Origin of the sequence: Pseudomonas sp. NBRC 111143 (assembly GCF_001320965.1) — a bacterium.
Lineage (GTDB): Bacteria > Pseudomonadota > Gammaproteobacteria > Pseudomonadales > Pseudomonadaceae > Aquipseudomonas > Aquipseudomonas machongensis.
Map to the genome: position 1 here is coordinate 144,460 of NZ_BCBT01000005.1, position 26,090 is coordinate 170,549.

20 protein-coding genes are annotated in these 26,090 nt (G+C 64.9%); 6 read left to right on the forward strand and 14 right to left on the reverse strand.

Annotation, left to right across the window (positions count from 1 at the left end; all coding sequences use genetic code 11):
* Positions 1-3: 3 nt before the first annotated feature.
* The 3 genes from APH44_RS04775 to APH44_RS04785 form a co-directional block, all read right to left on the reverse strand.
* Positions 4-2,493, reverse strand: a complete 2,490-nt coding sequence (locus APH44_RS04775) for an EAL domain-containing protein (RefSeq protein ID WP_082420974.1) — start codon at positions 2,491-2,493, stop codon at positions 4-6.
* A 106-nt stretch (positions 2,494-2,599) separates the two neighbouring features.
* Entirely contained in the window at positions 2,600-3,103 is a 504-nt protein-coding gene (locus tag APH44_RS04780) for a GNAT family N-acetyltransferase (RefSeq protein WP_054891553.1), read from the reverse strand.
* Positions 3,104-3,223: 120 nt separating this feature from the next.
* Entirely contained in the window at positions 3,224-3,436 is a 213-nt protein-coding gene (locus tag APH44_RS04785; protein ID WP_054891554.1) for a PLDc N-terminal domain-containing protein, read from the reverse strand.
* A 168-nt stretch (positions 3,437-3,604) separates the two neighbouring features.
* On the opposite strand from APH44_RS04785, the gene APH44_RS04790 reads away from it, so the two are divergent.
* The gene (locus tag APH44_RS04790) at positions 3,605-4,612 is read left to right on the forward strand and encodes a GlxA family transcriptional regulator (RefSeq protein WP_054891555.1); all 1,008 of its coding nucleotides are present in this window, start codon (positions 3,605-3,607) and stop codon (positions 4,610-4,612) included.
* A gap of 15 nt (positions 4,613-4,627) precedes the next feature.
* Here APH44_RS04790 and APH44_RS04795 read toward each other — a convergent pair whose 3' ends face one another.
* Complete coding sequence (locus tag APH44_RS04795; protein WP_054891556.1) at positions 4,628-5,296, reverse strand: TetR/AcrR family transcriptional regulator; 669 nt, start codon at positions 5,294-5,296, stop codon at positions 4,628-4,630.
* 89 nt (positions 5,297-5,385) lie between these two features.
* Positions 5,386-7,281: a 3-dehydroshikimate dehydratase QuiC gene (quiC, locus tag APH44_RS04800; protein ID WP_054891557.1), complete on the reverse strand. Its 1,896-nt coding sequence runs from the start codon at positions 7,279-7,281 to the stop codon at positions 5,386-5,388.
* A gap of 279 nt (positions 7,282-7,560) precedes the next feature.
* Between quiC and APH44_RS04805 the strand changes: the two genes are divergently transcribed.
* Positions 7,561-8,931, forward strand: coding sequence for an MFS transporter (locus tag APH44_RS04805; RefSeq protein WP_054891558.1), 1,371 nt, complete (start codon positions 7,561-7,563; stop codon positions 8,929-8,931).
* A gap of 33 nt (positions 8,932-8,964) precedes the next feature.
* Here APH44_RS04805 and APH44_RS04810 read toward each other — a convergent pair whose 3' ends face one another.
* The 5 genes from APH44_RS04810 to APH44_RS04830 all read right to left on the reverse strand — a co-directional run bounded on the left by APH44_RS04810 (position 8,965) and on the right by APH44_RS04830 (position 15,150).
* Positions 8,965-10,377: a DOPA decarboxylase gene (locus APH44_RS04810; RefSeq protein ID WP_054891559.1), complete on the reverse strand. Its 1,413-nt coding sequence runs from the start codon at positions 10,375-10,377 to the stop codon at positions 8,965-8,967.
* Positions 10,378-10,484: 107 nt separating this feature from the next.
* Positions 10,485-11,429, reverse strand: a complete 945-nt coding sequence (locus tag APH44_RS04815) for a LysR family transcriptional regulator (protein ID WP_054891560.1) — start codon at positions 11,427-11,429, stop codon at positions 10,485-10,487.
* A 74-nt stretch (positions 11,430-11,503) separates the two neighbouring features.
* Complete coding sequence (locus APH44_RS04820) at positions 11,504-12,214, reverse strand: YebC/PmpR family DNA-binding transcriptional regulator (protein WP_023631852.1); 711 nt, start codon at positions 12,212-12,214, stop codon at positions 11,504-11,506.
* A 213-nt stretch (positions 12,215-12,427) separates the two neighbouring features.
* Positions 12,428-13,819: an FAD-dependent oxidoreductase gene (locus APH44_RS04825; protein WP_054891561.1), complete on the reverse strand. Its 1,392-nt coding sequence runs from the start codon at positions 13,817-13,819 to the stop codon at positions 12,428-12,430.
* Between the two features lie 14 nt (positions 13,820-13,833).
* Positions 13,834-15,150 carry an MFS transporter gene (locus tag APH44_RS04830; protein ID WP_054891562.1) on the reverse strand — a complete coding sequence of 439 codons (1,317 nt, stop codon included), beginning with the start codon at positions 15,148-15,150 and terminating at the stop codon, positions 13,834-13,836.
* A gap of 238 nt (positions 15,151-15,388) precedes the next feature.
* Between APH44_RS04830 and APH44_RS04835 the strand changes: the two genes are divergently transcribed.
* Positions 15,389-16,258: a LysR substrate-binding domain-containing protein gene (locus APH44_RS04835; RefSeq protein WP_054891592.1), complete on the forward strand. Its 870-nt coding sequence runs from the start codon at positions 15,389-15,391 to the stop codon at positions 16,256-16,258.
* Between the two features lie 94 nt (positions 16,259-16,352).
* Positions 16,353-16,724 (forward strand): DUF2784 domain-containing protein, encoded by a 372-nt coding sequence (locus tag APH44_RS04840; RefSeq protein ID WP_054891563.1) that lies wholly within the window; start codon positions 16,353-16,355, stop codon positions 16,722-16,724.
* On the opposite strand, the gene tam is transcribed toward APH44_RS04840, so the two are convergent.
* Positions 16,714-17,490, reverse strand: a complete 777-nt coding sequence (gene tam, locus APH44_RS04845) for a trans-aconitate 2-methyltransferase (protein WP_054891564.1) — start codon at positions 17,488-17,490, stop codon at positions 16,714-16,716. The two genes, APH44_RS04840 and tam, sit on opposite strands and share 11 nt — an antisense overlap.
* A 151-nt stretch (positions 17,491-17,641) precedes the next feature.
* Here tam and APH44_RS04850 point away from each other — a divergent pair, with 151 nt between their 5' ends.
* Positions 17,642-18,376 carry a FecR family protein gene (locus APH44_RS04850; protein WP_054891565.1) on the forward strand — a complete coding sequence of 245 codons (735 nt, stop codon included), beginning with the start codon at positions 17,642-17,644 and terminating at the stop codon, positions 18,374-18,376.
* A 57-nt stretch (positions 18,377-18,433) separates the two neighbouring features.
* Here the strand turns inward: APH44_RS04850 and APH44_RS04855 are convergent, their stop codons facing one another.
* Positions 18,434-19,846 carry an amino acid permease gene (locus tag APH44_RS04855; RefSeq protein WP_054891566.1) on the reverse strand — a complete coding sequence of 471 codons (1,413 nt, stop codon included), beginning with the start codon at positions 19,844-19,846 and terminating at the stop codon, positions 18,434-18,436.
* 333 nt (positions 19,847-20,179) lie between these two features.
* On the opposite strand from APH44_RS04855, the gene APH44_RS04860 reads away from it, so the two are divergent.
* Positions 20,180-21,598, forward strand: coding sequence for a PLP-dependent aminotransferase family protein (locus tag APH44_RS04860; protein ID WP_054891567.1), 1,419 nt, complete (start codon positions 20,180-20,182; stop codon positions 21,596-21,598).
* Here the strand turns inward: APH44_RS04860 and APH44_RS04865 are convergent.
* Together APH44_RS04865 and APH44_RS04870 are read right to left on the reverse strand one after the other, a co-directional pair.
* Positions 21,595-24,675, reverse strand: coding sequence for an error-prone DNA polymerase (locus APH44_RS04865; protein WP_054891568.1), 3,081 nt, complete (start codon positions 24,673-24,675; stop codon positions 21,595-21,597). The two genes, APH44_RS04860 and APH44_RS04865, sit on opposite strands and share 4 nt — an antisense overlap.
* Positions 24,672-26,090: a DNA polymerase Y family protein gene (locus APH44_RS04870; RefSeq protein WP_054891569.1), complete on the reverse strand. Its 1,419-nt coding sequence runs from the start codon at positions 26,088-26,090 to the stop codon at positions 24,672-24,674. The genes APH44_RS04865 and APH44_RS04870 overlap by 4 nt, the downstream gene beginning before the upstream one ends.

The window sequence follows — 26,090 nt, forward strand, 5'->3', positions numbered from 1 at the left end:
TCCTCAGTCCCTGACAATCCTGCCCGGCGTCTTCAGACGCTCGCTGGCCGGTGCCGGTCGCCCATAGAAATAGCCCTGGAAATGCGAACACCCTTCTGCCGCCAGGCGCTCCATCTGCTCGGCCGACTCCACGCCCTCGGCCGTAGTCTTGATCTTCAGGCTGTTGGACAGCTCGGTGATCGCGCGGATGATCGACATCGCCTCGCGACTGTCGCACATGTCGTGGACGAAGGATTTGTCGATCTTGATCCGGTCGAACGGGAACGAGCGCAGGTAACCCAGCGACGAATAGCCGGTGCCGAAATCGTCCAGCGAGATCGACACGCCAAGCTCCTTCAGCTCCCGCAGGATCCGCACGTTCTCCTCGCTGTTGCCCAGCAGCACCGACTCGGTGATCTCCAGCTCCAGACGATGCGGGGCAAGCCCTGAGTCCGACAGTGCCAGGGAAACGGTGTGCACCAGCCCAGTGTTCTTGAACTGCACCGGCGACAGGTTGACCGACACCACCTCCTGCCCTTCCCAGGTCGCCGCCTCCTGGCAGGCGAGATTCAGCACACGGGCGCCAATCTCGTGGATCAGCCCGGTCTCCTCCGCGATGGGAATGAAATCCATGGGCATGATCAGGCCACGACTGGGGTGTTCCCAGCGCAGCAGCGCCTCGTAGCCGGTGACGCTATTGCACTGCTGGTCCACCACCGGCTGGTAGTGCAATTGCAGTTGCCCCAGATGCAGGGCTGTGCGCAGGTCGGTCTCCACCAAGCGGCGCTGGCGCGCGGCAACGTCGAGTTCGACATGGAAGCATTCGTAGCGGTTGCGGCCATTGCGCTTGGCTTCGTACAGGGCCATGTCGGCGTAGCCGAGCAGTTGCTCGGCGTTGTCCTGGTCCTCGGGCGCAAAGGCAATGCCAATGCTCACACCGACAGCGAACTGATGCCCTTCGATCTGGAACGGCGGGCAGATCGCATCGATCAGGCGCCGGGCGGTATTGCAGGCCGCCTCGCGGTTGTCCAGCCCGGCCAGAACCACGGCGAACTCATCACCGCCTAGCCGAGCCAGGGTGTCGTGCTCGCGCAGCTCTCGACGCAGGCGCTTGCCCAGGGCACGCAGCAGTTTGTCGCCGAAGGCATGGCCGAGGGAATCGTTGATGTTCTTGAAGTTGTCCAGGTCCAGGCACAAGGTGGCGGTCAGCTTGCCACTGTCCTCGCCGCGCGCCAGCGCCTGCTTGAGGCGCTCATGGAACAGCGTGCGATTGGGCAGGCCGGTCAGCGCGTCGTGATGGGCCATGTGGTGGATCTGCGCGTGGGCTGCCAGTTCTTCAGTGGCGTCCTCGGCGATGAACAGCACGTAATCGGCCTGGTTGTCGCGGTTCTGGCTGAGCAGCGCGCGGCTGCGCAAGGTGCGAGCTCCCGCGACGGTTTCGACACGGGTTTCAGCGGCGTAACCCTTGGTACTGCGTGCGCCGCGCGCCAGTTGCTGCTCGAGAAACTCGGCGGCAGCCGGCACCGCGCAATCTGCCGGCAGCGTACCGATCAGGCTCGCCCCCTGACCACCGAACAAGCGCTCGGCCTGCTGGTTGGCCAACAGGATGCGCTGGCTGACCAGGTCCTGGACGATGACACAGGCTGGAATATTGGCGATCACCGAATCGAGAAACTGCGACAAGGTACTCATCTCCTGGCTGTACTGCTCGGCCAGCTCCTTGGCCTGCAGCAGCTCCAGCTCGTAGCGGCGACGCTCGGAGATGTCACGGGTCACCTTGGCGAAACCGATCAGTTGGCCGCTGTCCTCGTCATGGATGGCCTCGATCACCACGCTGGTCCAGAAATGCGAGCCGTCCTTGCGCTGGCGTACACCTTCGGCCTGGAATCGCCCTTCCCGACGTGCCGTCTCCAGCCCCTGTTCGGGCAGGCCGCCGACGCGGTCTTCATGGGTGTAGAACACCGAGAAATGCTGGCCGACGATCTCATCGGCCTTGTAGCCCTTGGCTCGCTCGGCCCCGGCGTTCCAGTTGATCACATGGCCGGCGCTGTCGAGCATGTAGATGGCATAGTCGCGCACGCCCTGCACCAGCAGGCGGAAATGCCGCTCCTGCTCGCGCTGGGCCATCTGTGCATGGTACTGCTCGGTGCAGTCACGGGTGATCTTGGCGAAACCCACCAGTTGCCCGTCGTCGTCATGCACCGCCTCGATCACCACATGGGCGCGCAGCAGGCTGCCGTCCTTGCGCAGGCGCCAGCCATGCTCCTCGAAACGACCACAGCGGCGCGCCTGCTCGAGGTTGGCTTGCGGCAGGCCGGCAGCGCGGTCCGCCTCGCTGTAGAACAGCGAGTAGTGCTGCCCGACAACCTCGGCGGCCTCATAGCCCTTGGCGCGCTGCGCCCCCGGGTTCCAGTTGGCGACCACCCCCTCCGGGGTCAGCAGGTAGATGGCATAGTCCACCACGCTCTGGATCAACAACCGGTACATGACGTCGGGGCTCGCGACTAGCGACATGGCATTCTTCCTGAACCTGCGGGGCCGTTTTTCAAGATACTGGCATTATGCCGTTGAGCGACAGGATTTTGTGAAGTGGATCACAAAAATTCGCGCATGCTGGACCTCAGTGACGCCCCGCCGCGACGCGCCATGTGTGCAACTGCGGGTCATCTTCCGGCGCGATTGCCTGCACGGCGCGCGGCAACTCGGCGACGACGCGGCTGCAAAAGGCCATGGCCGCTTCATCCTGCCGATAGCAGCGCAACAGCCAGTCATGCGCGCCACTGCAGAGCATCTGGCACGCTATTGCCCGGCCAATGCCTTGACGGCGGTAGCGCTTGAGGATGAACAGGTCGGCCAGCTCGAGGGCCTCGACCCCTGGCAGCTCGCTACGCTCGACCAGCACGAAACCGGCGATGAAGCCGTCGACCAGCACCAGGCTGGCGCCCCAATCGGACGATTGCCAGTAGCGCGCCATGTGCGCCTCGTGCAGGTAGAAACGTCCATCCGCCTCGACGTCTTCCTGCTCCCAGTCCGAGGACTCGTAGGCATAGAACTGATAAAGATTGCGGATGATTTCGGCGTGTTCAGGGCCGGTCGGGAACAGCTCGAGTGACGGAGCTGACATAGGGGCAGGCTCGCTGAAGGCAGGAGCGCCGATTCTACCCGCCCAGACAGGTTTTTCCAGGGATCGGCACCGAGATCCAAGTCCGTGGCGCCTGTCCTTGCGACAGGCGCCAGGCAAGGCTCATTTCTCTTCCAGCACGGCCCTGCCCTTCACCGCCCGCGGCCCGCGCCAGGCCCAGAACAACAGGCCGGGGAACGGCGCCCAAACCACGAACACGACCCACAACATCTTGCGCTCGGCACGGCGCTCGCTGCCGATGATGTGCCATATCGCCCAGATCTGCAGAAGAATCACCAACACTGCGACGAGGATCCAGACCGTTCCGATTTCCATGAGCGTTCTCCTGTGAGCATGTAATGCATTTGTTCACGCCAGGCGCCAAGGGTTCATTCCAATCCGCGTACCGCCAGTGCAGGGCTCGCGGCATTATCCGGCCAGTGATTGTCTTTCCCCGCAACTCCCAGCACACTCCCTGCGCCATCGAAGGAAACGGAGTCCGCTGTGCCCACGCCTCGCCAGTTCAGCAAGAAGACTAGCACCAGTAACATGTTGCGGCTCAAATCCGGCGCCAGCGACGAACAGGTGCCGTACCGCGTCGACTTCGTTCTGCTCGAGCATTTTTCCATGGCCAGTTTCACCGTGGCGATGGACGTGCTGGTCACCGCCAACCTGCTGCGAGCCGACAGTTTCCGCTTCACCCCGCTGTCGCTCGAAGGTGACCGGGTGCTGAGTGACCTGGGCCTGGAACTGGTGGCCAGCGAGCTGGACCCGCGCAAGCTCAAGGAGCCCGACCTCCTGGTCATCTGCGCCGGCCTGCGCACCCCGCTCAAATACCCCGAACTCGACCGCCTGCTGGGCGACTGCGCGGCCCACGGCATGGCCCTGGGGGGCTTGTGGAGCGGTGCATGGTTCCTCGGCCGCGCCGGGGTGCTGGGCGACTACGGTTGCAGCATCCACCCCGAACAGCGCGCCAGCCTCGCCGAGCGCAGCCCGCAGACGCGCATCACGCCGGCCAGCTTCACCCTTGATCGCGATCGCCTGACCGCCGCCAGCCCCAATGGCGCCATGGAACTGATGCTGGGCCTGGTACGCCGGCTGTATGGCGATGCCTTGGCCGAAGGTGTCGAAGAGATCCTGTCGTTCTCCGGCGCCCGCTATCGCCAGGTCGGGCCCGGGGCGAAGAAGTCCATGAGCCTGCAACTGCGCACCATTGTCGAGCTGATGGAAAACAACCTGGAAGAGACCCTCAGCCTCGATCAGCTGGCCGCCTACAGCGGCCGCTCGCGTCGGCAGATCGACCGCTTGTTCCAGGCCCAGCTCGGTACCTCGCCGCGGCGCTACTACATGGAGCTGCGCATCACCAAGAGCCGGCGGCTGCTGCAGTACTCGGACCTGTCGGTCATGGAAGTGGCGGTGGCTTGCGGGTTCGTTTCGGTGTCGCACTTCAGCAAGTGCTACGCGGCGTATTTCGGCTACCCACCTTCACGTGAGCAGCGGCTGGGCGAATGATGCAGATGCTGGGCATCAGGCGCGGATGTAGTTGAGCACGGCTTCGCAGATCATCTGCTTGTGGCGCAGCTTGATCGCGTCGTCCGCCAGGTCGATCTGGAAGATCTCGCCGAAGGTATGCCGGTTCGAGACCCGATAGAAGCAGAACGAACTCATCAGCATATGCAGGTCGATGACCTCGATGCCCGCACGGAACATGCCTTCCTCGACCCCGCGCTGCAGGGTGCGCGCCAGTGATTCGAGCACCAGGCTGCTCATTTCGCGGATCACCGGCGCCTGTTTGACGAACTCACCGTAATGGATGTTTTCGGTACAGACGATGCGTACGAAGTCGACATTGTGGTCGTGGTGATCGAAGGTGAACTCCACCAGCCGGCGGATCGCCTGCTCGACCGGCAGCGACTCCAGGTCCAGGCTGTGCTCGGTCTTGCGGATGTCGCCGTAGAGCTTGACCAGGCATTCCAGGTACAGCTGTTCCTTGCTGCCGAAGTAGTAGTAGATCATGCGCTTGGAAGTGGCGGTGCGCTCGGCGATCGCATCGACCCGCGCGCCAGCCAGGCCTTGCTGGACGAACTCGTGGATCGCAGCCTGGAGAATGTCCTCGCGGGTTTTCTCCGGGTTGTTCTTGCGCGACTTGCGCGCCCCGCCCTCGGACTGACCGAGGCTGACTTGCGGATCACTCATACCGACTCACAGGCTGTTGTTTGGAATGTGCGGGGATTATCCGTGAGCCGGGCGGTGCAGGGAAGCGCGAGGGTGGAATGTGAAACGTGCTAGCTGCCCGCACTCGCGCGCAGTTTGGCCATCGCCGCCAGGCGCACCGCCACGTTCGCCGCGCCATACCCCGCGTAGTCCCCCTTGCGCTGGAGGATCTCGAAGAAGAAACGCCCCTCGAACGGTTCGGTGTACACATGGAACAGCTCGCCGCCCTGCGCATCGCGGTCGTACAGCACGTTGTAGTACGCAAGCTCGCTGAGGAACTCATCGTCGAACTCGAAGCGCGCCGCCAGATCGTCGTAGTAGTTCATCGGGATCTCCAGCAATGGCACGCCAGCCTCCTTGGCCCGCGTGACCTCGGCGAAGATGTCGGCGCAGTCGAAGGCGATATGGTGCACGCCCGAACCACGGTAGCTCGACAGGGCGTGGGCGATGGCCGTGTTGCGGTTCTCGGAGATGTTCAGCGGCAGGCGCAACGTCGCGCACGGGCTGCGCAGGGCGCGGCTCTTGACCAGACCATAAGGGTCGGGCAGTACCACTTCGTCGTCGGCGGTGAAGTCGAACAGGCTCTTGTAGAACAACACCCAACTGTCCAGGCCCTCGGCCGGCAAGGCCAAGGCCATGTGGTCGATGCGCTGCAGCCCGCCACCGGCAGTGGCCGACGGATCGAGGCAGAAATCACTGTCATAGATGCTCTGCCCTGCCCCGGCCGGCTCCACCAGGTAGATCAGGCTGCCATCCGGCACGCGCACCGCCGGGATTTCCCGCTCGTTGGGGCCGACCAGGCCACGGAATGGCTGACCACGATAGGCCATTGCCCGTTGCAGCGCCGCCTGGGCGTCATCCACGCGCAAGGCTGCAGCGCACAGCGATGGACCATGAGCCTCGTAGAAGTTGTGGGCAAAGGAATAGGGTTCGGCGTTGAGCACGATATTGATATCACCCTGGCGCAGCAGCCTGACCGCCTTGCTGCGGTGCTGACCGGCCTCGGCGAACCCCAGGCGCTTCAGCCACCCACCCAGCCGTGCACCGACCGCGTCATCTACGGCGAACTCGACGAACTCCACCCCGTCATAACGGCTCGCCGCAGGCGGTGCGAACAGCACGCCGGGTTCCACTGCGACCGCCTGCTCGGCCAGCCGCACGCGGGTCTTTTCCTCCAGGTACAGCAACGAGCGCAGACCATCGGCGGCGTTCTGACGCGAAGGCGCGGCACGAAAGCCATCGTTGAAGACCTCAAGCGACAGCGGGCCGCGATACCCACTGGCGATGATCGGCGCAAGGAAACCTGCGAGGTCCATCTCGCCCTGGCCGGGGAAACAGCGAAAATGCCGACTCCACTCCAGCACGTCCATGGCCAGGATCGGCGCATCGGCCATCTGCACGAAGAAAATCTTCTCACCGGGAATATCGCGGATCGCACTGGGATCGCCCTTGAGCGAGAGCGTGTGGAAGCTGTCGAGAATCACCCCCAGCGCCGGATGATCGGCCTTGCGCACCAGGTGCCACACCTGCTGCCAGGTGTTGACGTGACGCCCCCAGGCCAAGGCTTCGTAACCGATGCGCAGGCCCCGCGCCCCGGCATGCTCGGCCAACAGGCGCAGGTCATCGACCAGCAGTTGCTCATCGCCCAGCGCATCGGGCTGCACGTTGCTGCACACCAGCACCAGGTCGGTGCCCAGTTCCTGCATCAGGTCGAACTTGCGCGCCGCGCGGTCGAGGTTCTTGTGCAGACGATCACGGCGGCAGCCCTCGAAGTCGCGAAACGGCTGAAACAGCGTGATGGCCAACCCCAGGTCCGCACACCGCTGCCGAATTTCACGCGGGGCACCGGCGTAATGGAGCAGGTCGTTCTCGAAGATCTCGACGCCATCAAAGCCTGCGGCAGCGATGGCTTCGAGCTTTTCAGGCAGGGTACCGCTGAGTGAGACGGTGGCGATCGAACGCTGCATGTTGAGTTCCTTGTTGTTTGTACAGGCGCAGGTTCGTCTGACCCGTGAGCCTGCTTGTTCTCGACGATGGCAGGATCGATTATTCGCAGGTAAAGTCGGGACGGCAATGCACTTTGTACGAAATGGTTAGTTTGTGTTCGGTAATCGAACAAAAGCCAGCCAGGCGAATTGATTCACCGCAGAACCCTGGACCACCATGGATTCAGTCGCCGCCATCCGGGCTCATGCCTGCCCGAGGGCGACCGCCATCCGACAACCAACAAGAACAACGGAGACACCATGGCCCACTCTTCACAGGCCAAGAAAGCCACCGCCAGCGGGTGGATCGGCTCGGCCCTCGAGTACTACGATTTCTTCATCTATGCCCAGGCGGCAGCGTTGATCTTCCCGCAGATCTTCTTCCCGTCCAGTGACCCGAAGATGGCCATCATCGCCTCCCTTGCCACCTATGGCGTCGGCTACCTGGCTCGTCCGGTCGGCGCCTTCGTGCTCGGCCATTGGGGTGACACGCGAGGACGCAAGAACGTGCTGCTGCTGTGCATGTTCCTGATGGGCATCTCGACCATGGCCGTAGGCCTGCTGCCCACCTACCACGACATCGGCCTCCTCGCCCCTGCCTTGCTGGTGGTCCTGCGCCTGGTCCAAGGCTTCGCCGTGGCCGGAGAGATCTCCGGCGCCAGCTCCATGATCATGGAGCACGCGCCCTTCGGGCGTCGCGGCTACTACGCCAGCTACACCCTGCAAGGCGTGCAGGCCGGCCAGGTGATGGCCGCTGCGGTATTCCTGCCACTGGCCTACTTCATGCCCAGCGAAGCGTTCAACGAATGGGGCTGGCGCATTCCGTTCCTGATGAGTGCAGTGGTGCTGATCGCAGGCTTCATCATCCGCAAGGAGGTGCACGAAACCCCGGCATTCGTTCAGGAAGAAAAACAGGACAAGGTGGCCAAGTCCCCAATCGGCGAAGCGTTCCGCCACAGCTGGAAACACATGGTGCTGGTGATGTTCATGGCACTGATGAACGTGATCCCGGTGGTCGCCACCATCTTCGGCGCGGCCTATGCGGTGCAGCCGGCCTACGGCATCGGTTTCGACAAGAGCGTGTACCTGTGGATCCCGGTGGTGGGCAATATCGTCGCGGTGCTGGTGATTCCGTTCGTGGGCAACCTGTCGGACCGCATCGGCCGGCGCCCGACCATGATTGCCGGGTGCCTGGGATCGGGCCTGCTGGCGTTCGTCTACCTGTATGCGATCAGCATCCAGAACGTGCCACTGGCCTTCGTCGGCTCGATCCTGATGTGGGGCATGGTCTACCAGGGCTACAACGCCGTGTTCCCAAGCTTCTACCCCGAGCTGTTCCAGACCCGCTACCGGGTGTCGGCCATGGCCATCGCACAGAACATCGGCACCATGCTCACGGCGATGCTGCCGGCACTGTTCGCAGCCGTCGCCCCACCCGGTTCGGAGCATATCTGGCTGGTAGTCGGGGCACTGGCCTTCGCCATCACCTGCGTGTGTGCGCTGGCCGCCTATGTAGCGCCTGAAACCTACCGGATGGCGATGGAAGACCTGGGTAACCCGCAGGCCAAACCGCTGGAAAAGGACGCCTATGAAGCCAGCCGCAAAAGCAGCTTCGAGGTGGTGAGCCCGTAAGGCAGTCGGGGCCGCACAGCGGCCCCGGCAACCTCAAGCCTTGACCACCGCCTGCAGGTTCCTCCACAACCGCTCCACATCCGCCCACTCCGTCGGCAGCGCGCCGACCGACACCCGTACCATCCACCGGCCTTGCAGGGTGGCCGGGGTCACGTAGGCATCGCCGGAAGCATTGAGCCGGTCTGCCCAGCCACGGGTGTGCTCATCCAGCGCCTCACCGTCCAGCCCCTCAGGTTCATGCCGAATGCACAGGGTCTGCAACTGCACCGGCGCCAGCAGTTTCCAACCCGGCGCCGCCGCGATCTGCTCGGCCAGCCATCGGGCATTTTCCAGGTCTCGGCGCAGGCGCTGCTGCAAGGCCTCGACCCCTTCGCTGCGCAGCATGAACCACAGCTTCAGCGCACGGAACCGCCGCCCCAGCGGTATGCCCCAGTCGCGCAGGTTCTTCACTTCGCCATCCACCGACGACTGCAGGTAGCTGGGGTTGGTACTCATCACCCGGATCAGGTGCTGCGGGTCGCGCACGTAATAGATCGAACAGTCGAAGGCCACGCCCAGCCACTTGTGCGCATTGACTACCACCGAGTCGGCCAGCTCGATGCCGTCCCACATCCAGCGACATTCGGGGAGGATCATCGCCGAGCCTGCCATCGCCGAATCGACATGCAGCCACAACCCCGCCGCCTGGGCAATCTCACCGACCGGGCGCAACGGGTCCAGGGCCGTGGTGGCGGTAGTACCGGTGGTGGCAACCACGGCGCAGGGCTGATTGCCGGCGGCCAGGTCCTGCTCGATGGCGGCCTGCAGCGCTTCGGGGATCATGGCGAAGCGCTCATCGGTCGGGATCTGACGAATGTTGTCGCGGCCGAACCCGGCCAGCAGCGCGGCCTTGTCCACCGAGCTGTGGGCATGGGCACTGACGTAGACGATCAGCGGCTTGTCCTGGGCCTGCAGGCCGCCGCGGGCGAGGATGTAGTCGGTGGTGCGCTCACGTGCGCTGATCAGCGCGACCAGGGTGCTGGTGGAGGCCGTGTCCTGGATCACCCCGCTCCACTGCGCCGACAGCCCCAGCAGCTGGCGCAGCCAGTCGAGTGTGGTTTCCTCCAGCTCGCTCAGGGCCGGGCTGGACTGCCAGGACAGGCCGAGCACGCCAAGCCCTGTGCTGAGGAAGTCGCCGAGAACCGACGACAGCGTGCCGTTGGAGGGGAAGTAGCCGTAGAAGTCCGGATGCTGCCAGTGCGACAGGCCGGGCATCACCAGGCTGGAGACATCATCGAGGATGGCGGCGAACGGCTCGCCCTGCTGCGGCGCAGCCTCGGGCAGAGCGGCCTTGAGGTAGCCGGGCTCGACCTGGGCCATCACCGGGCGCTCGCCGACGGTCTGGCGATAGTCGGCGATCAGGTCGATGAGCTGGTGGCCGTATTGGCGGAATTGTTCGGGGGTCACTGGGCTGGCTCCTGGGCGAAGGGATGAGGTGTCAGCACCGACACCCCGCAATCAGCCCAGTCTAGGCAACCCGCCGTCGGGCAATAACCCCGTTTCGCGCATAGCTGCTATCGCAACCGCGCATCCCCGCCCTGTACGCCGAACGACGACTGGCGCCACAGCTCGAATACCCGGTTACGCAACCAGCGGTGCTCGGCCGAGGCCTGCAAGCGCTGGTGCCAGACCACCCAGTAGCGCTGACTGTGTTCGATGAAGCCCAGCGGCCGCCAGGCCAGGCCATGCAAACGGCAAAGCTGGCGGGCGATATGCTCCGGCACCGTGGCCAACGCCTGGCCATTGCCGATCACCTGCACCATGGCACTGAAGAACGGCACCTGCAGCTGCATGCGGCGCTGCAGGCCCTGGGCACGCAGGTGTCGGTCGATGAAGCTGTCCTTGTCGCCGCCGCCGGAAACCCGCACATGGCGATAGGCAAGGTAGTCGTCCTGGCTGATCGTGGTGCAGGCGGCCAGCGGATGCCCGCCCGCCATCAGGCACACCGCACGGTCTTCACCGAGCAGCCGGCCATGCAGGTTGGGCGGGGACTCATCGAACAGTGTGGTGGCCAGATCGACCTCACCACTGGCCAGCGAGGCGTATTGGCCGGCCTGCCAGGTGCGGTACTCGAGGGACACCCCGGGCGCCTCATGCTCCAGTGCCGTCACCAGGTCCGGAAGGATGTGCTCGGCCACATAGTCGGAGGCAGCGATGCAGAAACGCCGCTCGCAACGCGCCGGGTCGAAGGCGGCAGGCTGGCGCAGGGCGCTGAGCTCATCGAGCACCTGGCGCAAGGGTTCGACCAAGGTTTCGGCATGTTCGCTGAGCACATAGCCGCGCCCCTGGCGGACCAGCAGCGGGTCGCCGAAGGCATCGCGCAGGTGAGCGAGCTGCCGACTGAGGGCCGACTGGCTGCAACCCAGGCGCTCGGCGGCGTGGCTGAGGTTCTTCAATTGCAGGAGGCAATCGAGGGTGCGCAGGTGGGCCAGGCTCAGTGAGGCGAAGGTGGGGGTCATGGGGTGACCTGCGCGGGTGAGGTGGAGGGCCCCATGGCGGGGCCCATCGGGCCGCGAGGCGGCCCGGCAGGAAGTCAGTCCGTCAGACCGACATAAACGTTCTGCACGTCTTCGTTCTCGTCGATCGCCTCGAGGAAGGCCTCGACCTCGGCCAGGGCTTCAGCACTCAGGCTGGCGGCGCTCACCGGGTTTTTCGGGGTGTAGCCGATCTTCGCCGAGGTGACGGTGAAACCATGCTCGGGCAGGGCCTTCTGCACCGCGTCCAGGTCGGTGGTGTCGGTGATGAACAGGGTCGAACCCTCTTCCTCGCCGTCCTCGAAGTCCTGGGCGCCAGCTTCGATGGCGGCCATTTCCGGGTCGGCATCACCCTCCGGGGTGGCCTCGATCAGGCCGACATGGTTGAAGTCCCAGGCCACCGAGCCGCTTGCGCCGAGCTGGCCCTTGCGGAACAACACCCGGATCTGGGCGACGGTACGGTTCACGTTGTCGGTCAGGCATTCGACGATCAGCGGCACCTGGTGCGGGGCAAAGCCCTCGTAGCTGACGGCATGGTACTGCACCGCCTCGCCATCCAGGCCAGCGCCTTTCTTGATCGCACGCTCGAGGGTTTCGCGGGTCATCGAGGCTTTCTTGGCCTGGACGATCGCCAAGCGCAGACGCGGGTTCATATCCGGGTCGGCGCCCGACTTGGCCGCGATCTGGATCTCCTTGGCCAACTTGCCCATGATCTTGCCCTTGGCGTTGGCGGCCGTTTCTCTATGCTTGGCTTTCCACTGTGCGCCCATCTCGACTCTCTTTGTCTCAGCGGCCGGTTCAGGAAGCGACCGGCCAAAAGTGGGGAGAGTTTATACGCCCTCGCGGGTGGGATCGACAAGAAATCGCATGGCGGACATTCGCGGGCAGCTCGCAGCAGCGAACCCCCGCCCCTGCAAGCGGTGGGTACCTGTGGGAGCGGCGGTGCGGCGACCCGACTTGCCCGCGAAAAAGCCCACACCGACTCAGCCCTTGTCCGCCTTCCCCGCCGCCGCCGCGAACTTCGCCAACCGCACATCCAGCCGCCGCGGGCGCAACCCTCGGTCTTCGGCGCGCTCCTTGCGCCGCACGGCATCGCGCACCATCAGCGACCCCAGGTAGCGGATCGGCTCCGGCGGGAACTGCCCCAGCGGCCCCTTGACCAGGGGCGAGCGCGTCCAGGCGTTGTCCATCCCCAGGGCCAGCGACGAAAGGATCTGCCCGCCCATGTGGCAAGGCCCTACCCCGCTGCCGGAATAGCCGAAGCCATAGAACACGTTGCCCTGCCCGTCCAGCCGGCCGAAGAACGGCAAGCCGGTCACCGAGCGATCCGATGGCCCGTTCCAGCTCGCGGCCAGCGGCACCTCGGCCAGCGCCGGGAAGAACTCGCCCAAGGTCCGCTTCAGCAGCGATCGGTAGGGTGATGGCTGATCGAAGACCGGCAGCATGCGCCCGCCATAGGCGAAGGTATTGCCGCCCTTGCCCAGCATCAGCCGCCCATCGGGGGTGTTGTGGTAGTAATGCACGAAGATGCGCGAATCGAGCACGCTGATGCCGGTCTCCAGGCCCGTCTGGCGCAACAGTTCGGGGCACGGCTCGGTGATCACCATGTCGCTGGAGACGATCGCCACGCTGCGCTCGAACTGCGCAAACTGTCGCGCCATCCAGGCATTGAGGCCCAGCACGACCCGGTCGGCACGCACGGTGCCGTGGGCGGTGCGCACCTGCACCGGGGCGCCGTGCTCAAGGCCGGTCATCGCCGTGCCCTCGTGGATGCGCACGCCACGCTGCAAGGCCACCCGGCGCAGGCCACGCACCAGCTTGCCCGGCTGTACCGTGGCGGCCGCTGGCGAGAACCAGCCTTCCCGGTGGCGGTCAGAGCCTGCCCGACGCTGCACCTCATCCAGCGCCAGACGCTGGAACGAGTTGATGCCCTGGCGCTGCAGCGCCGCGATCACCGCATCGGTACTGCCGACCTGGGCGGCATTGGTGGCGGTATACAAGGTGCCGTCCATGCGGTAGTCGCAGTCGATGTGATGTTCGGCGCAGAACGTGCCGATGGCGGCAATACTGCGCTCCGACTCACGGACCAGGCGCACCGCCTCGGCCACACCGAACAAGCGCTCCAGGGTGAAGTACTTGGCCGACCACGACAGCGCACAACCACCATTGCGCCCGCTGGCACCGGCGCCGCAGATATCCGCCTCGATCAGCAGCACATCCAGCCCCGGCAGCGCCTCCTTGAGCATCAGCGCGGTCCACAAGCCGGTATAGCCGCCACCGACGATGCACACATCACAGCGCACATCGCCTTGCAGCGGCGGGCACACCGCCTCGTTTTGCGGATCCAGGGCCTGTTGCAGCCAGAACGGTCTCATCGTTTCACTTTCCTTCAGGTACGTACCGGCTTGATCGCCATGCCGGTATTGGGGGCCACGTCATGTACCGCCTCCGCAGTGGCCGGGCGGCTGTTCCAGTGCGGCAGCAGCACCAGGGCGGAGAACAGCGCAGTGCCGGCGAACACGATGAACACCGTGACGCTGTCGAAATAGCCCGGCAGCAAGCCGCCGAGCACCGCGCCCACCGAGCCGCAGCCATTGACGAACCCGGCTGCCGTGGCGCCGGCCTTGGCGGTGCCGAAGTCGATCGCGGCCGCGCCGCTGATCATCGAGTCAGGTCCGTACAGGGTCAGGCCCATGACGAACAACAGCGCAACGACCAGAACCACACTGCCGCTGTGCATCGCGGCCATGAAACCCGCCAGGGTGAAGGTCAGCAGCACCAGGCTGATCACGCAGGCCGGCATGCGCCGGGCACCGAACAGCTTGTCCGAGGCCAGGCCGATCAGGATCGGGCCGAGCAACCCGGCCAGCTCGAAGGCTGTGGGAATGATCGCCGCGCCAACCTTGCCTACCGAGGGCATCTGCTCGAAAACGATCACCGGCCCCCACAGCAGAATGGCGTAGCGCGCCGGCTTGAGCATGAAGTAGGCAAGACCCAACGTGAGTACCGTGCGGTTGCGCAGGATTTCGCGCAGCGGCGCCCAGACACTGCACAGGTTCGCGCCTGGCGCCATACTCTGCGGCTCCGGCTCCACCGCCGGCAGGCCGACGTCTTCGGGCTTGTTGCGCTGCAAGAAGAAGAACAGCAGCGCCACCGCTGCCACCACCACGGCGCTGGAGAAAAACGCTGCGTGCCAGCTGCCAACCAGGGTGTATGCCCACCACCCGGCAAACGGCGAGGCCACCAGGCCGCCAAAGGCGTAGCACGAACTCCATAGCCCAAGTACCCGGCCACGCTGGGACGACGGGAAGAAACTGCCGATGTTCTTGCACAGCCCTGCCCAGCCGGTCGACTGCGCCAGGCCCTGGATCAGCATGCAGGTGGCAAAGATCGGGAAGGTCGCGTAACTGCCCATCACCACCGCTGCTGCGGCCGAGATCAGCAGGCCGCCGAGTACCACCACGCGTGGGCCGAAGCGGTCGGCGAGCATGCCCCAGGTGAACTGGCCCACGGCGTAGGCCGCCAGGTAGATCGCGTCGAGGTTGGCCATGGCGGCCTTGTCGAGCATGAAGCCTGGATCTTCAGCAATGCCAAGCTTGGCGACCGAGAAGGCCTTGCGGGTGAAATAGAAGGCGGCGTAGGCCAGCCAGGTGATGGCGAAGATCTGCATGCGCCACCGCTTGATGGCACCGAAAGACTGGTTCATTGACTCTGACCTCTTGCTGAGTGTGCCGGCAGAATGTGAAGAAACGCCTGTCTTGTTGTTGTGTTGCGCACTGCATGACGGAGGGACGTCATCTGGCTGGACCATGGCCCGGTGCAGGCGCTGTTGGCGCTGCCTCGGGTTGAGCGACATGGAAACAGCTGATGACTGATAAATAAAATCGATTTATCGTATTTCACACATAAGCCCAGCTTTTAACAGAACCTGTTCCGAGGTGTTCATGTCGGTCTCGCAAGCGCAGCTCAAGGCCTTTCACGCCGTGGCCGAACACGGCAGCTTCACCCGGGCCGCCGAGAAACTCTTCCTCACCCAGCCGGCGGTGTCCGACCAGGTGCGCAAGCTGGAGGAACGCTTCGGCGTGCTGCTGTTCCAGCGCAACAAGCGCTCGGTGCAGCTCACCGACCTGGGCGAACGCCTGTTGGGCATCACCCAACGCCTGTTCGCCTGTGAAACCGAAGCCCTGGAGCTGCTGCAGGATTCGCGAGCCCTGCACATCGGCAGCCTGGTGCTGGCGGTGGATGCCCCCGTGCACGTACTGCCGCAGGTTGCGCGCTTCTGCCAGCGCTACCCGGGGATTCAGGTCAAGATCGAGACGGGCAACACCGATGAGTCGCTGGCGCGCCTGTTCAGCTACCAGGCCGACCTGGCCCTGCTCGGGCGCGACGTCGATGACGAGCGGCTGTTCTGCGTGCCGATGCGGCGTGATCCGATGGTGGCCTTCGTATCCCGGGACCACCCTTGGGCCAGCCGCGCCTCGATCAGCCTGGCCGACCTGGACGACACGCCGCTGGTCTTGCGTGAGCCCGGCTCGGTGACGCGCCAGACCCTGGAAGAAGAGATGCAGCGCGCGGGCCTGCGCATCCGCCCGGCCATCCAGGTCGAGGGACGTGAAGCGGCGCGTGAAGCGGTGGTGGTGGGGATTGGCGTGGGGGTGGTGTCGGCGGCGGAGTTCGGCGCCGACTCACGGGTGTGCGCGCTGCCCATCGTCGATTGCCAACGCCACCTGACCGAGACGCTGGTGTGCCTGAGCGAACAACGCACGCGGCGAGTGGTGGCGACATTTTTGCAGATGGTGCAAGAGGCGCTGTGAATCCATCGGTGCCGTCCCTGCGATCAGGCCGGCCCCGACAACCCTGCAATCTACCCTATGCTGATGACTCGCCCCACAGCGGACCCCGCCCACCATGCTCTACCGCCTAAGCGCCGACGCCCTCGTCCTGCTGCACCTGGCCTTCATCCTACTGGTGCTGTTCGGCGGCCTGCTGGTGCTGCGCTGGCGCCGCGCCCTGCTCCTGCATCTGCCGGCCCTGGCCTGGGGGCTTTCGGTGGAGTGCCTGCATCTACAGTGCCCGCTGACCGGCTGGGAAAACCGCATGCGCCTGGCAGCCGGCCAGGCTGGCTACCAGGGTGGGTTCGTCGAGCACTATGTCTGGCCGCTGATCTACCCTGCAGGGCTGACACCGCAGATCCAGGTGCTGCTCGGGTTGATCGTGTTGCTGCTCAACCTTGGCATCTACGGCTATGTGCTCTGGCGCGGGTGGCGTGCTAGCGGGTAGCGACCACGAACAACCGCGGGAACGGCAGCAACACCTTGCCATCGGTGGCTTTCGGGTAATCCTGCTCCATGGCCTGCAAGTAGAGCTGCAGGAAGCTTTCGCGCTCGGCCTCGTCCAGCCGCGCCAGGTACGGCCGCAAGCCCGAACCCTTGAACCACTCCACCACGGCGCTGGCGCCGCCCTCGAGGACATGGTGATAGGTGGTACGCCACACATCCACGCGTTCGCACAGCGGGCTGAGCAGGTCGTAGTAGAACGCGCCGCTGTGTCGCGGTGGCAAGGAAAAATCGCTGAACTTGTCTTTCCACGGGCCTTGGCTGGCAATCTCGCGCATGCGCTTGTGGGCAGGTTCGTCAAGGTTGTCGGGAGTCTGCACCGCCAGGCTGCCGCCCTCGGAAAGCTGGCGGATCAGGTGCGGGTACAGCTCACGGTGGTTCGGCACCCATTGCAACGACGCGTTGGCGAGGATCAGGTCCTGGGGTTCGGCAGCCTTCCAGGTGGCGATGTCGGCTACCTCGCAACGCACCCGCGGCACCTTCAGGCGTGGTCGCTCGCGCGCCTTGTCGATCATGTCCTGGTCGCTGTCCAAGGCCAGCACCTGGGCGTCGCCATGCTGTTGCAGCAAGACCTCGGTGGAGTTGCCAGGGCCGCAACCAAGGTCAGTGGCATGGCGCACCGGCCGCGGTGGCACGGCCGCGAGCAGATCGCGCACGGCGCGGGTGCGTTCATTTTCGAAGAGCGAATATTGGGTGGCGGACCAGGCCATGGGCGACTCCTTCGGCAGTTGGAAGCGCTAGCATAGGCCTTTTCCCGAACGTCCGGGGTATCGGTCTGACCGATCCGCTTCGCCTGAACGAAAACAGGAACCGACAGCCTATGCTGGAGGTCATCCGCATAACCTCCACACGTCGCTTGCCATGAATGCCTTCCCCTATCCGCGTCTTGCCCTGCCTCTGGCCATCCTTGCGTTGATCGGCGCCTCCTTCCTGCTCGCCTCGCCCTGGATGGGCCAGGGCTTCGAGCTGTCCGACCTGTCCACCGACAGCCAGAACCGCCTGACCCGGCAACTGGAGGACGGCAGCCTGTTGACCCTGGACAACGGGTCGGCCGTGGACCTGACGTTCGACCGCGCCCAGCGACGGATCGACCTGCTCAAGGGCCAACTGCTGCTGGAGGTGGCGCGGGGCGATACGCGCCCGCTGTTCATCGTCACCCCACACGGCAGCCTGCGGCCGCTGGACGCGAAACTGATCGTCGAACGGCTTCAGGACAGCAGCGAAGTCACCGTGCTGGAGGGGCGGGTCGAACTGACGGGCAACGACCGCCAACGCTCGCTCAACCGCGGCCAGCAGTTGCGCTTCGATGGCATCACCCCCGGCACCCTGACCCAGGTCGATACCGGCGATACCCAGGCAGCCTGGTACCTGGAGCGCCTACCCGGCGATGGTCAGCCATTGAACGAAACGCTCGAGCGCCTGGCACGGCACCACCGTGGCCTGCTGCTGTTCGATGCCTCCTCGCTGGCCGACCTGAAGGTCGCCGACGACCTGGCCCTGGACGACACCGACCAGGCCCTGGATGACCTGCAGGCCATCCTGCCGATCAAGGTCGCCCGTTACACCGACTGGCTGACCCTGGTGCGGCGCAAATGAAAACGCGGCCGGTCCCTGGAGGAGCCGGCCGCGTTTTCAGTACAACCCAGGTAGCGATCAGTGACGCTTGGCGCTACGCATCTGATGCACCACACCCATGGCCACCACGATGGCCGCGGCGATACCGGTGGAGATCACCAGGATCTGGTAGTCAGGCATGAAGGCCATGGTCACCAGTGCGGCAACGATGAAGGCGATCACCAGGTAGGTCAGCCAGGGGAACAGCCACATCTTCAGGCGCACCTCACGGCCCTCGGCGATCAGCTTGCGGCGCATGCGCAGCTGCGAGAAGGCGATCACCAGGTACACCAGCAGGGCGATCATGCCGGTGGTGTTCATCAGGGTTTCCAGCACATCCTTCGGGCGCAGGGTCTCGCTGAAGTTGATCAGCGCACAGACCACCGCCACGGCGCAGGAGCCGAGGATCGCGTATACCGGCACGCCGGTCCCGGTGCGGGTGATCTTGAAGAACGACGGTGCATCACCGCGCTGCGACAGCGAGAAGAGCATGCGCGAAGCGGTGTAGTGGCCGGAGATCAGGCAACTGCTCACCGAGGTCAACACCACGAAATTCATCAGCAGCTCGGCATACGGCACACCCAGCAGTTCCAGGGTGCGACGGTAGGCGCCATAGCCGGAAACGCCCAGGTGCGGATCGTTCCACGGCACCAGGCAGACGATCAGGAAGATCGAGCCGACGTAGAACAGGCACACACGCCACACCACCGAATTGGTGGCCTTGACGATCTGGGTAGCCGGGTCCTTCGCTTCCGAAGCCGCGATGGTCACGATCTCGGCACCGAGGAAGGCGAACATCACGCCGAGCAAGGCGCCGATCACCGTGGTGATGCCGTTGGGCATGAAGCCTTCGGCGGTCAGGTGGGTGATACCGCGCACCTCACCGAACTGCCAGACGTTCATCACTGCGGCGGTACACACCACCAGGAAACAGACGATCGCCACCACCTTGATCAAGGCGAACCAGAACTCGAATTCGCCGTAGTGCTTGACGTTGAAGAAGTTCACGGTGATCAGCAACAAGGTGGTCGCCAGCACGAACACGTTGACGCTGACATCAGGGAAGAAGCCATGCAGGATCTTGCCCGCCACGTAGGCTTCCCAGGCCATGAGGATGACCCAGTACCACCAGTACAGCCAACCGATGGTGAAACCGGCCCAACGCCCGATGGCGCGGTCGGCGTAGGTGGAGAACGAGCCGGTGTCCGGCGAGGAGGTCGCCATCTCGCCGAGCATGCGCATGATCAGCACCACCAGGATGCCGCCGGCGAGGTACGCCAGGACAGCCGCTGGGCCGGCGCTGTGGATCACGCTGCCGGAGCCGACGAACAAGGCGCCGCCAATGACCCCGGCGATCGACATCATCGTCAGGTGGCGCGACTTGAGCGAGGCACTGAGCTTGCTCTCGTGCCCGCCTTCCGCGGAGGTGGTGGATGTGGATGTTGCGTCCATCAGTTGTGTACCCCGTGCTTCTTTTTATCCAAGGAAAAACTGTGAAACCCCGATGGTTATCGGCCTCACCTGTACATCAGCGCTATTGCGGGCAGGAGGTGTGAAGAACACACGCAGACCATCCATGGCGGCCTGCTGACGCGCCCGAGGGTTGCCGCTCGGGCGAACTGAACGTGTTGCATCTGGCGATATCTGACACCTAATGTAAAAATGTCCGCCACATAGAGCCATGCACAGTGGCATGAAACTCGCACTGCACTGTACAGGCCGCCAATGCAATACACCCGCGACACCCTGCAGGCGCTTGGCGTTACGCACACCTGAAGGCACCCCATGCTGCGACTACATCCAGACTCCCCTACCCCGCTGGTCAACCAGATCATCGACGGGTTGCGCGAGCTCATCGACAACCAGACCCTCAAGCCCGGCGCCAAGGTGCCGTCTATCCGCGCGTTTGCCTCGACCTACTCGGTGAGCACCTTCACCGTGGTCGAAGCCTACGACCGCCTGGTGGCCCAGGGGCTGCTGGTCAGTCGCGGCAATGCGGGTTTCTTCGTCAGCCGCTCGGCGGGCGAGTTGCTCGACACGCACACCCCGCAAGCTGACACAACCCGACCATCGTTCAACTCCGAGTGGTACCTGCAACAGATCTTCGAAACCCGCCAACTGCCGTTCAAACCCGGCTGCGGCTGGCTGCCCAATGACTGGATGTACGAAGATGGCTTGCGTCGCGGCATGCGCCAGGTTGCCGGCAGCCCGCTGGAGCTGTCTGGCTATGGTGATCCGATGGGCCTGCCTGAATTGCGCGCGCTGACCGCGCAGAACCTGCAGCAGGAGCTGTCGATCGTGGCCAGCCCTGCGCAACTGATGCTCACCCATGGCGCCAGCCAGGCGCTGGACCTGGCCGTGCGCACCCTGGTGCGACCGGGTGACGTGGTGCTGGTGGACGACCCAGGCTATCCCAACCTGATGAGCATCCTGCGCTTCCAGGGCGCGACCTTGGTGGGCGTCCCGCGCACACCGGTGGGCTACGACCTCGACCAGTTGGAGCGCTTGCTCGCCCACCATCGCCCAACGGTGTTCTTCACCCAGCCACACCTGCACAGCCCGACCTGTTCGCGCACGCCGCTCGCGCAGTTGCACCGCCTGCTGCAACTTGCGTCGCAGCATGGTTTGCGCCTGGTGGAGAACAACCTCTACGCCGACATGATCGCCGAGCCGCAGCCGTGCCTTGCCAGCCTCGATCATCTGCAGCAGGTGGTATACGTGGGCAGCTACTCCAAGAGCATCTCGCCCAACGTGCGGGTGGGCTACCTGGTGGCCGAAGCCGAGGTGATGCAGCAGCTGTTGCAGTTGAAGATGCGTTCAGGGCTGACCACCTCGCAGGTGATGGAGCGGGTGGTATACGCCGCAGTGATCGACGGTCGCTGGCGCAAGCACCTCAAGCGCCTGCGCCAGCGCCTGGCAGAAGCGCATCAGGAAGTGGGTCGACACCTGCATCGACTGGGCTTCGAGCTGTTCATCGAATCGGATGAAGGCATGTACATCTGGACCCGCCACCCGGCCATTCCCGATAGTGCGGCGCTGCTCGACGATGCGCTGGAACAGGGGATCATGCTTGGGCCTGGGCAGTTGTTCATGGTCGATGCGCAGGCCACGGGGTGGATGCGGTTCAATGTGGCGTTCAGTACGGATCCCGGGATGTGGGAGTTGCTGGAGAAGGTGTTGGTGCGGCATGTCAGGCGAGGCTAATGAAAATCCCGACTCCTTACATCCAACCCCCGCAATAACCCACTGACATCCTCCAACCGCCGCGCGATCAGGTGTCTGACACCATTTTCCTGCTCCAGGCGGCCACTGACCTTGAGCAATTGCGAGCCCACCAGGGCTCGCCGCTGTCGCTCGGCCAGATCCCGCCACACCACCACGTTGAGCATGCCGAACTCGTCTTCCAGGGTGACGAAGGTCACGCCGCTGGCCGTCTGGGGGCGCTGGCGACCCACGACGATGCCGGCCACGGCAACGCTGTCGCCATGGCTCAAGCCATCCAGCTCACGAGAGCTGCGGCAACCCAGCGCGCGCAGGCGTGAACGCAGCAGCGTCAAGGGATGCGGGCCAAGTGTGGTGCCCAGGGTCGCGTAGTCGGCGAACAGGTCTTCGGCGATGCTCGGCGCCGGCAAGCTCACTTCGCTTTCAGGCGCAGACTCGACCCCAGCGAACAACGGCAGTTGCGCCTGCACGGCAGCGACCTGCCAGCGCGCCTGATGGCGATCGCGAGCCAGGGCACGCAAGGCACCGGCATCGGCCAGGCGCGCGCGGGCGCGGCTGTCGAGGGACGCACGCAGGCACAGATCCTCGACATCCCGCCATGGCCGCTGCGCCCGCGCCTGCTCCAGGCGCCGGGCATCGTCCTCGCCGAAACCACGGACCTGCCGCAGCCCCAGGCGAATCGCCAGGGCATCACCGCCTTGCGGTTCCAGGGTGCAGTCCCAGACACTGTGAACGACATCCACCGGTCGCACCTCGATGCCCTGTCGACGCGCCTCCTGCAAAAGCTGGTCCGGGCTGTAGAACCCCATGGGCCAACTGTTGATCAACGCGCAGGTGAAGATCGCCGGCTCGTGGCACTTGAGCCAACTGCTGGCGTAGCACAGCAAGGCGAAACTGGCGGCGTGGGACTCGGGGAAGCCATAGCTGCCGAACCCCTTGATCTGCTCGAAGATGCGTTCGGCAAAGGCCAGCTCGTAACCATTGCGCAACATGCCGTCGAGCAAGCGCAGCCGATGCGGCTCCAGCCCGCCATGACGCTTCCACGCCGCCATGCTGCGGCGCAACTGGTCGGCTTCGCCTGGGGTGTAGTCGGCCGCGACCATCGCCAGCTCCATCACCTGCTCCTGGAACAACGGCACACCCAGCGTGCGCTCGAAGACCGCCTTGAGCTTTTCCGAAGGATAAGTGACCGGCTCTTGCTTCAGACGCCGCCGCAGATAGGGATGCACCATATCCCCCTGGATCGGCCCGGGCCGCACGATCGCCACCTCGATGACCAGGTCGTAGAAGGTGCGCGGCTGCAGGCGCGGCAGCATGGCCATCTGTGCCCGCGACTCGATCTGGAACACCCCCATGGTCTCGGCGCGGCTGATCATCGCGTAGGTGGCGGGATCTTCCTGGGGGATGCTGGCCAGGGTCAGCTCGCGGCCACGGTGCAGCCGGAGCAGATCGAAACAACGGCGCAGGGCGCTGAGCATGCCCAGGGCGAGCACATCGACCTTGAGCAGACCCACCATGTCCAGGTCGTCCTTGTCCCACTGGATCACCGTGCGCTCAGGCATGGCGGCGTTCTCCACCGGCACCAGTTGGTCCAGTGGCTGCTCGCAGATCACGAAACCGCCAGGGTGCTGCGACAGGTGTCGAGGGAAACCGATCAACTCACCCGCCAGCACCAGGATACGCCGCAACGATGGGCTCTGCGCCTCGAAACCAGCCTCGGCCAGGCGCTGCGCATCGGGAATGCGATCGCTCCAGCGCCCGCAACATTTGGCCAGGGCATCCACCTGGTCGCTCGGCAGACCCAGCACCCGAGCCACGTCACGCACGGCGCCAGCAGCGTGATAGGTGCTGACCACCGCGGTAAGCGCCGCGCGGTGCCGGCCATAGCGCCTGAACACATACTGGATCACCTCTTCGCGGCGGTCGTGTTCGAAGTCCACATCGATGTCGGGCGGTTCATTGCGCTCACGTGAGAGAAAGCGCTCGAACAGCAGGCGGTGGGTCATTGGGTCGAGCTCGGTGATCCCCAGCACGAAACACACCACCGAGTTGGCCGCAGAGCCCCGCCCCTGGCAGAGGATATTCTGCCGGCGGGCGAAATCGACGATGTCGTGGACGGTGAGAAAGTAGCTTTCGTAGCCCAGTTCCTCGATCAGCGTCAGTTCGCCCTCAAGCGTCTGGTACACCTCGGCGCTGGCACCCTGCGGCCAGCGTATCGACAGACGCTGCTCGCACAGGTGACGCAACCAGCTCGCCGGGCTGTGGCCTTCAGGGACCAGCTCACGGGGGTACTGGTACTTCAGCTCGCTCAGGTCGAAGCGGCAGCGCTCGGCAATGACCAGGGTTTCGCTCAGCAGGTCGCCGGGGTGCAGCTCGGCCAGTTGCTCGCGGCTGCGCAGGTGGCGTTCGCCATTGGGGTAGAGGTAACGCCCGGCCTCGGCCACCGTGCAGTGCTGGCGGATCGCGGTCATGCAGTCCTGCAAGGCGCGACGACCACGGACATGCATGTGCACGTCGCCACAGGCAACGGCGCGAATCGCCAGTTGCCCGGCCAGGGCACGCAAACGCTGCAAGCGCGCTGCGTCGTCGCTGCCACGGTGCTGGTGCACTGCCAGCCACAGCCGCTCGGGGAACAGTGCCTGCAACCAGCGGCCGGGTTCGGGGTCGCCAGGGTCGTCAGCGATCCACAGCGCCAGCAAGCCTGAGCAATGCGCCTGCAGGTCTTCAGCCAGCAATCGATACTCGCCCTTCTCTGCCCGACGCCGCGCGCGGGTAATGAGCGCGCAGAGGCTCTGGTAGCCGGTCAGGTTCTCCACCAGCAGCACCAGGCGTGGCCCATCCTGCACCTGCACTTCGCTGCCGACGATCAGCCGTACGCCATGCTCGCGGGCCGCCTGCCAGGCGCGGACAATCCCGGCCAGGGTACATTCGTCGGTGATTGCCAGGGCCTGATAGCCCTGCTCTTGGGCACGACGAAACAGCTCGTCGGCGCTGGAGGCGCCGCGCTGAAAACTGAAATTCGACAGGCAATGCAGCTCGGCGTACTCAGGCAGGCTCATGCGAACCAGCCCTGCAGCCACAAGGGGCCGGGTTGGGCGAGGTCGCGGTAGGCCCAACCACGCAACCCTTCGCGGGTTTCGATGCGGTAGTAGTCACGGCGCACATCACCGCCATCCCACCAGCCCGATTCGATGCGCTCGGCTTGGCCAAGCCATTGCAGGCCGCCCTCGGGCAAGGCCAGGGCCTGGGGCAGCAACCAGCCAGGACGGCTGCCGGGCGCGACTGCCAGGCTGCCCGCAGCGCCCTGCTCGCTGGCTTGCCAGGCGTGCTCGGGGCGATGATCGGCTTCTGCGCGCAGGCCTTTGACCGCCTCGTCGCCCAACCGGGCACGCAAGCGCTCGCGCAACTGTTCCCAGGGCTGGGCTTGCTGCGAACGCGGATCGAACAGCGCGCGATGCTGTGGCACGAACGCTGGCAGGTCGGCGGCCAGCAGGCGCACGTTGCGCACCGGCGCCGGAATGCGCAGCGGCTCCAGCCGGCCACGGGCCAGTTCGAAGAGCATCGCCGCTTCGCGCTCGGCCGCCAGCAAGCCGACCTTGAGCACAGTATCCGGCCCCTCTACGTGCTCCAGATGCAGCTCGAAACGCTGCACGCCGCAGTCACGCCCGGCAAGAAAAGCGGCCAGGTCATTGATCAGCCGGCGCAGGGGAAACAGCAATGCCTGGTGCGATTCCACATCGAAATTCAGCTCCAGCCTGGACTCGAACCGGTCTGGCGGCTGATAGAAGTCCAGCCCCAGCGCACGCTGGCCGAAAAGTTGGTCCAGGTGCAACTGCACAGGCGCGGCAAAACGCTTGGCCAGGGCATCACGCGGCAAGGCCATGACCTCGCCCAGCCGGCGCAACCCCATGCGCGAGAGGGCCTGGGCGGCATCGGCAGGCAAGCCGACCCGATCCAGAGGCATGTTCGCCAATGCTGCGCGCGTCTGCTCGGCGCAGGTCAGCGCCAGGCCATCGTGCCCGTTGACCAGCATGCGCGCCGCCACCGGATTGCTCGCCAGCACAATGCGATGACGCAGGCCGAGTTCCTGCAGTTCTGTACGCAGACGCGCCTCGAAACTCGCCCACGGACCGAACAGTTGCAGGCTCGACCCCACCTCCAGCAACAACGCACGCGGATAGTGCAGGCTGACCTGAGCGCTGAACCGGTAGGCCCAGGCCGCCAACAGTTGCTGTACTTCGTCGATGCGCGCCGGATCGGCCTCGACACAGGTGAAGCCGTCAGCCAGGGCCCGGGCGGCAGTCAGCGTCTGCCCAGCGCGCAGCCCCAGGTCGGCGGCCGCCGCATTGACCGCCTGCAACACCCGTCGTTGCGCTGGGCCGCCAAGCAGGACCAGCGGCGAATCGGCGTCGTCACGCCCGCGCTGAACGGTGTCCAGCGCCAGCTGCGGCAGCAGGATACAGGCCCAGAGCAT

Excerpts from the sequence above, each read along its gene's own strand:
- APH44_RS04775 (WP_082420974.1), bottom strand. The coding sequence starts at position 2,493 with ATGTCGCTAGTCGCGAGCCCCGACGTCATGTACCGGTTGTTGATCCAG.
- APH44_RS04780 (WP_054891553.1), bottom strand. The coding sequence starts at position 3,103 with ATGTCAGCTCCGTCACTCGAGCTGTTCCCGACCGGCCCTGAACACGCC.
- APH44_RS04785 (WP_054891554.1), bottom strand. The coding sequence starts at position 3,436 with ATGGAAATCGGAACGGTCTGGATCCTCGTCGCAGTGTTGGTGATTCTT.
- APH44_RS04795 (WP_054891556.1), bottom strand. The coding sequence starts at position 5,296 with ATGAGTGATCCGCAAGTCAGCCTCGGTCAGTCCGAGGGCGGGGCGCGC.
- quiC (WP_054891557.1), bottom strand. The coding sequence starts at position 7,281 with ATGCAGCGTTCGATCGCCACCGTCTCACTCAGCGGTACCCTGCCTGAA.
- APH44_RS04805 (WP_054891558.1), top strand. The coding sequence starts at position 7,561 with ATGGCCCACTCTTCACAGGCCAAGAAAGCCACCGCCAGCGGGTGGATC.
- APH44_RS04815 (WP_054891560.1), bottom strand. The coding sequence starts at position 11,429 with ATGACCCCCACCTTCGCCTCACTGAGCCTGGCCCACCTGCGCACCCTC.
- APH44_RS04820 (WP_023631852.1), bottom strand. The coding sequence starts at position 12,214 with ATGGGCGCACAGTGGAAAGCCAAGCATAGAGAAACGGCCGCCAACGCC.
- APH44_RS04825 (WP_054891561.1), bottom strand. The coding sequence starts at position 13,819 with ATGAGACCGTTCTGGCTGCAACAGGCCCTGGATCCGCAAAACGAGGCG.
- APH44_RS04830 (WP_054891562.1), bottom strand. The coding sequence starts at position 15,150 with ATGAACCAGTCTTTCGGTGCCATCAAGCGGTGGCGCATGCAGATCTTC.
- APH44_RS04835 (WP_054891592.1), top strand. The coding sequence starts at position 15,389 with ATGTCGGTCTCGCAAGCGCAGCTCAAGGCCTTTCACGCCGTGGCCGAA.
- APH44_RS04840 (WP_054891563.1), top strand. The coding sequence starts at position 16,353 with ATGCTCTACCGCCTAAGCGCCGACGCCCTCGTCCTGCTGCACCTGGCC.
- tam (WP_054891564.1), bottom strand. The coding sequence starts at position 17,490 with ATGGCCTGGTCCGCCACCCAATATTCGCTCTTCGAAAATGAACGCACC.
- APH44_RS04850 (WP_054891565.1), top strand. The coding sequence starts at position 17,642 with ATGAATGCCTTCCCCTATCCGCGTCTTGCCCTGCCTCTGGCCATCCTT.
- APH44_RS04855 (WP_054891566.1), bottom strand. The coding sequence starts at position 19,846 with ATGGACGCAACATCCACATCCACCACCTCCGCGGAAGGCGGGCACGAG.
- APH44_RS04860 (WP_054891567.1), top strand. The coding sequence starts at position 20,180 with ATGCTGCGACTACATCCAGACTCCCCTACCCCGCTGGTCAACCAGATC.
- APH44_RS04865 (WP_054891568.1), bottom strand. The coding sequence starts at position 24,675 with ATGAGCCTGCCTGAGTACGCCGAGCTGCATTGCCTGTCGAATTTCAGT.
- APH44_RS04870 (WP_054891569.1), bottom strand. The coding sequence starts at position 26,090 with ATGCTCTGGGCCTGTATCCTGCTGCCGCAGCTGGCGCTGGACACCGTT.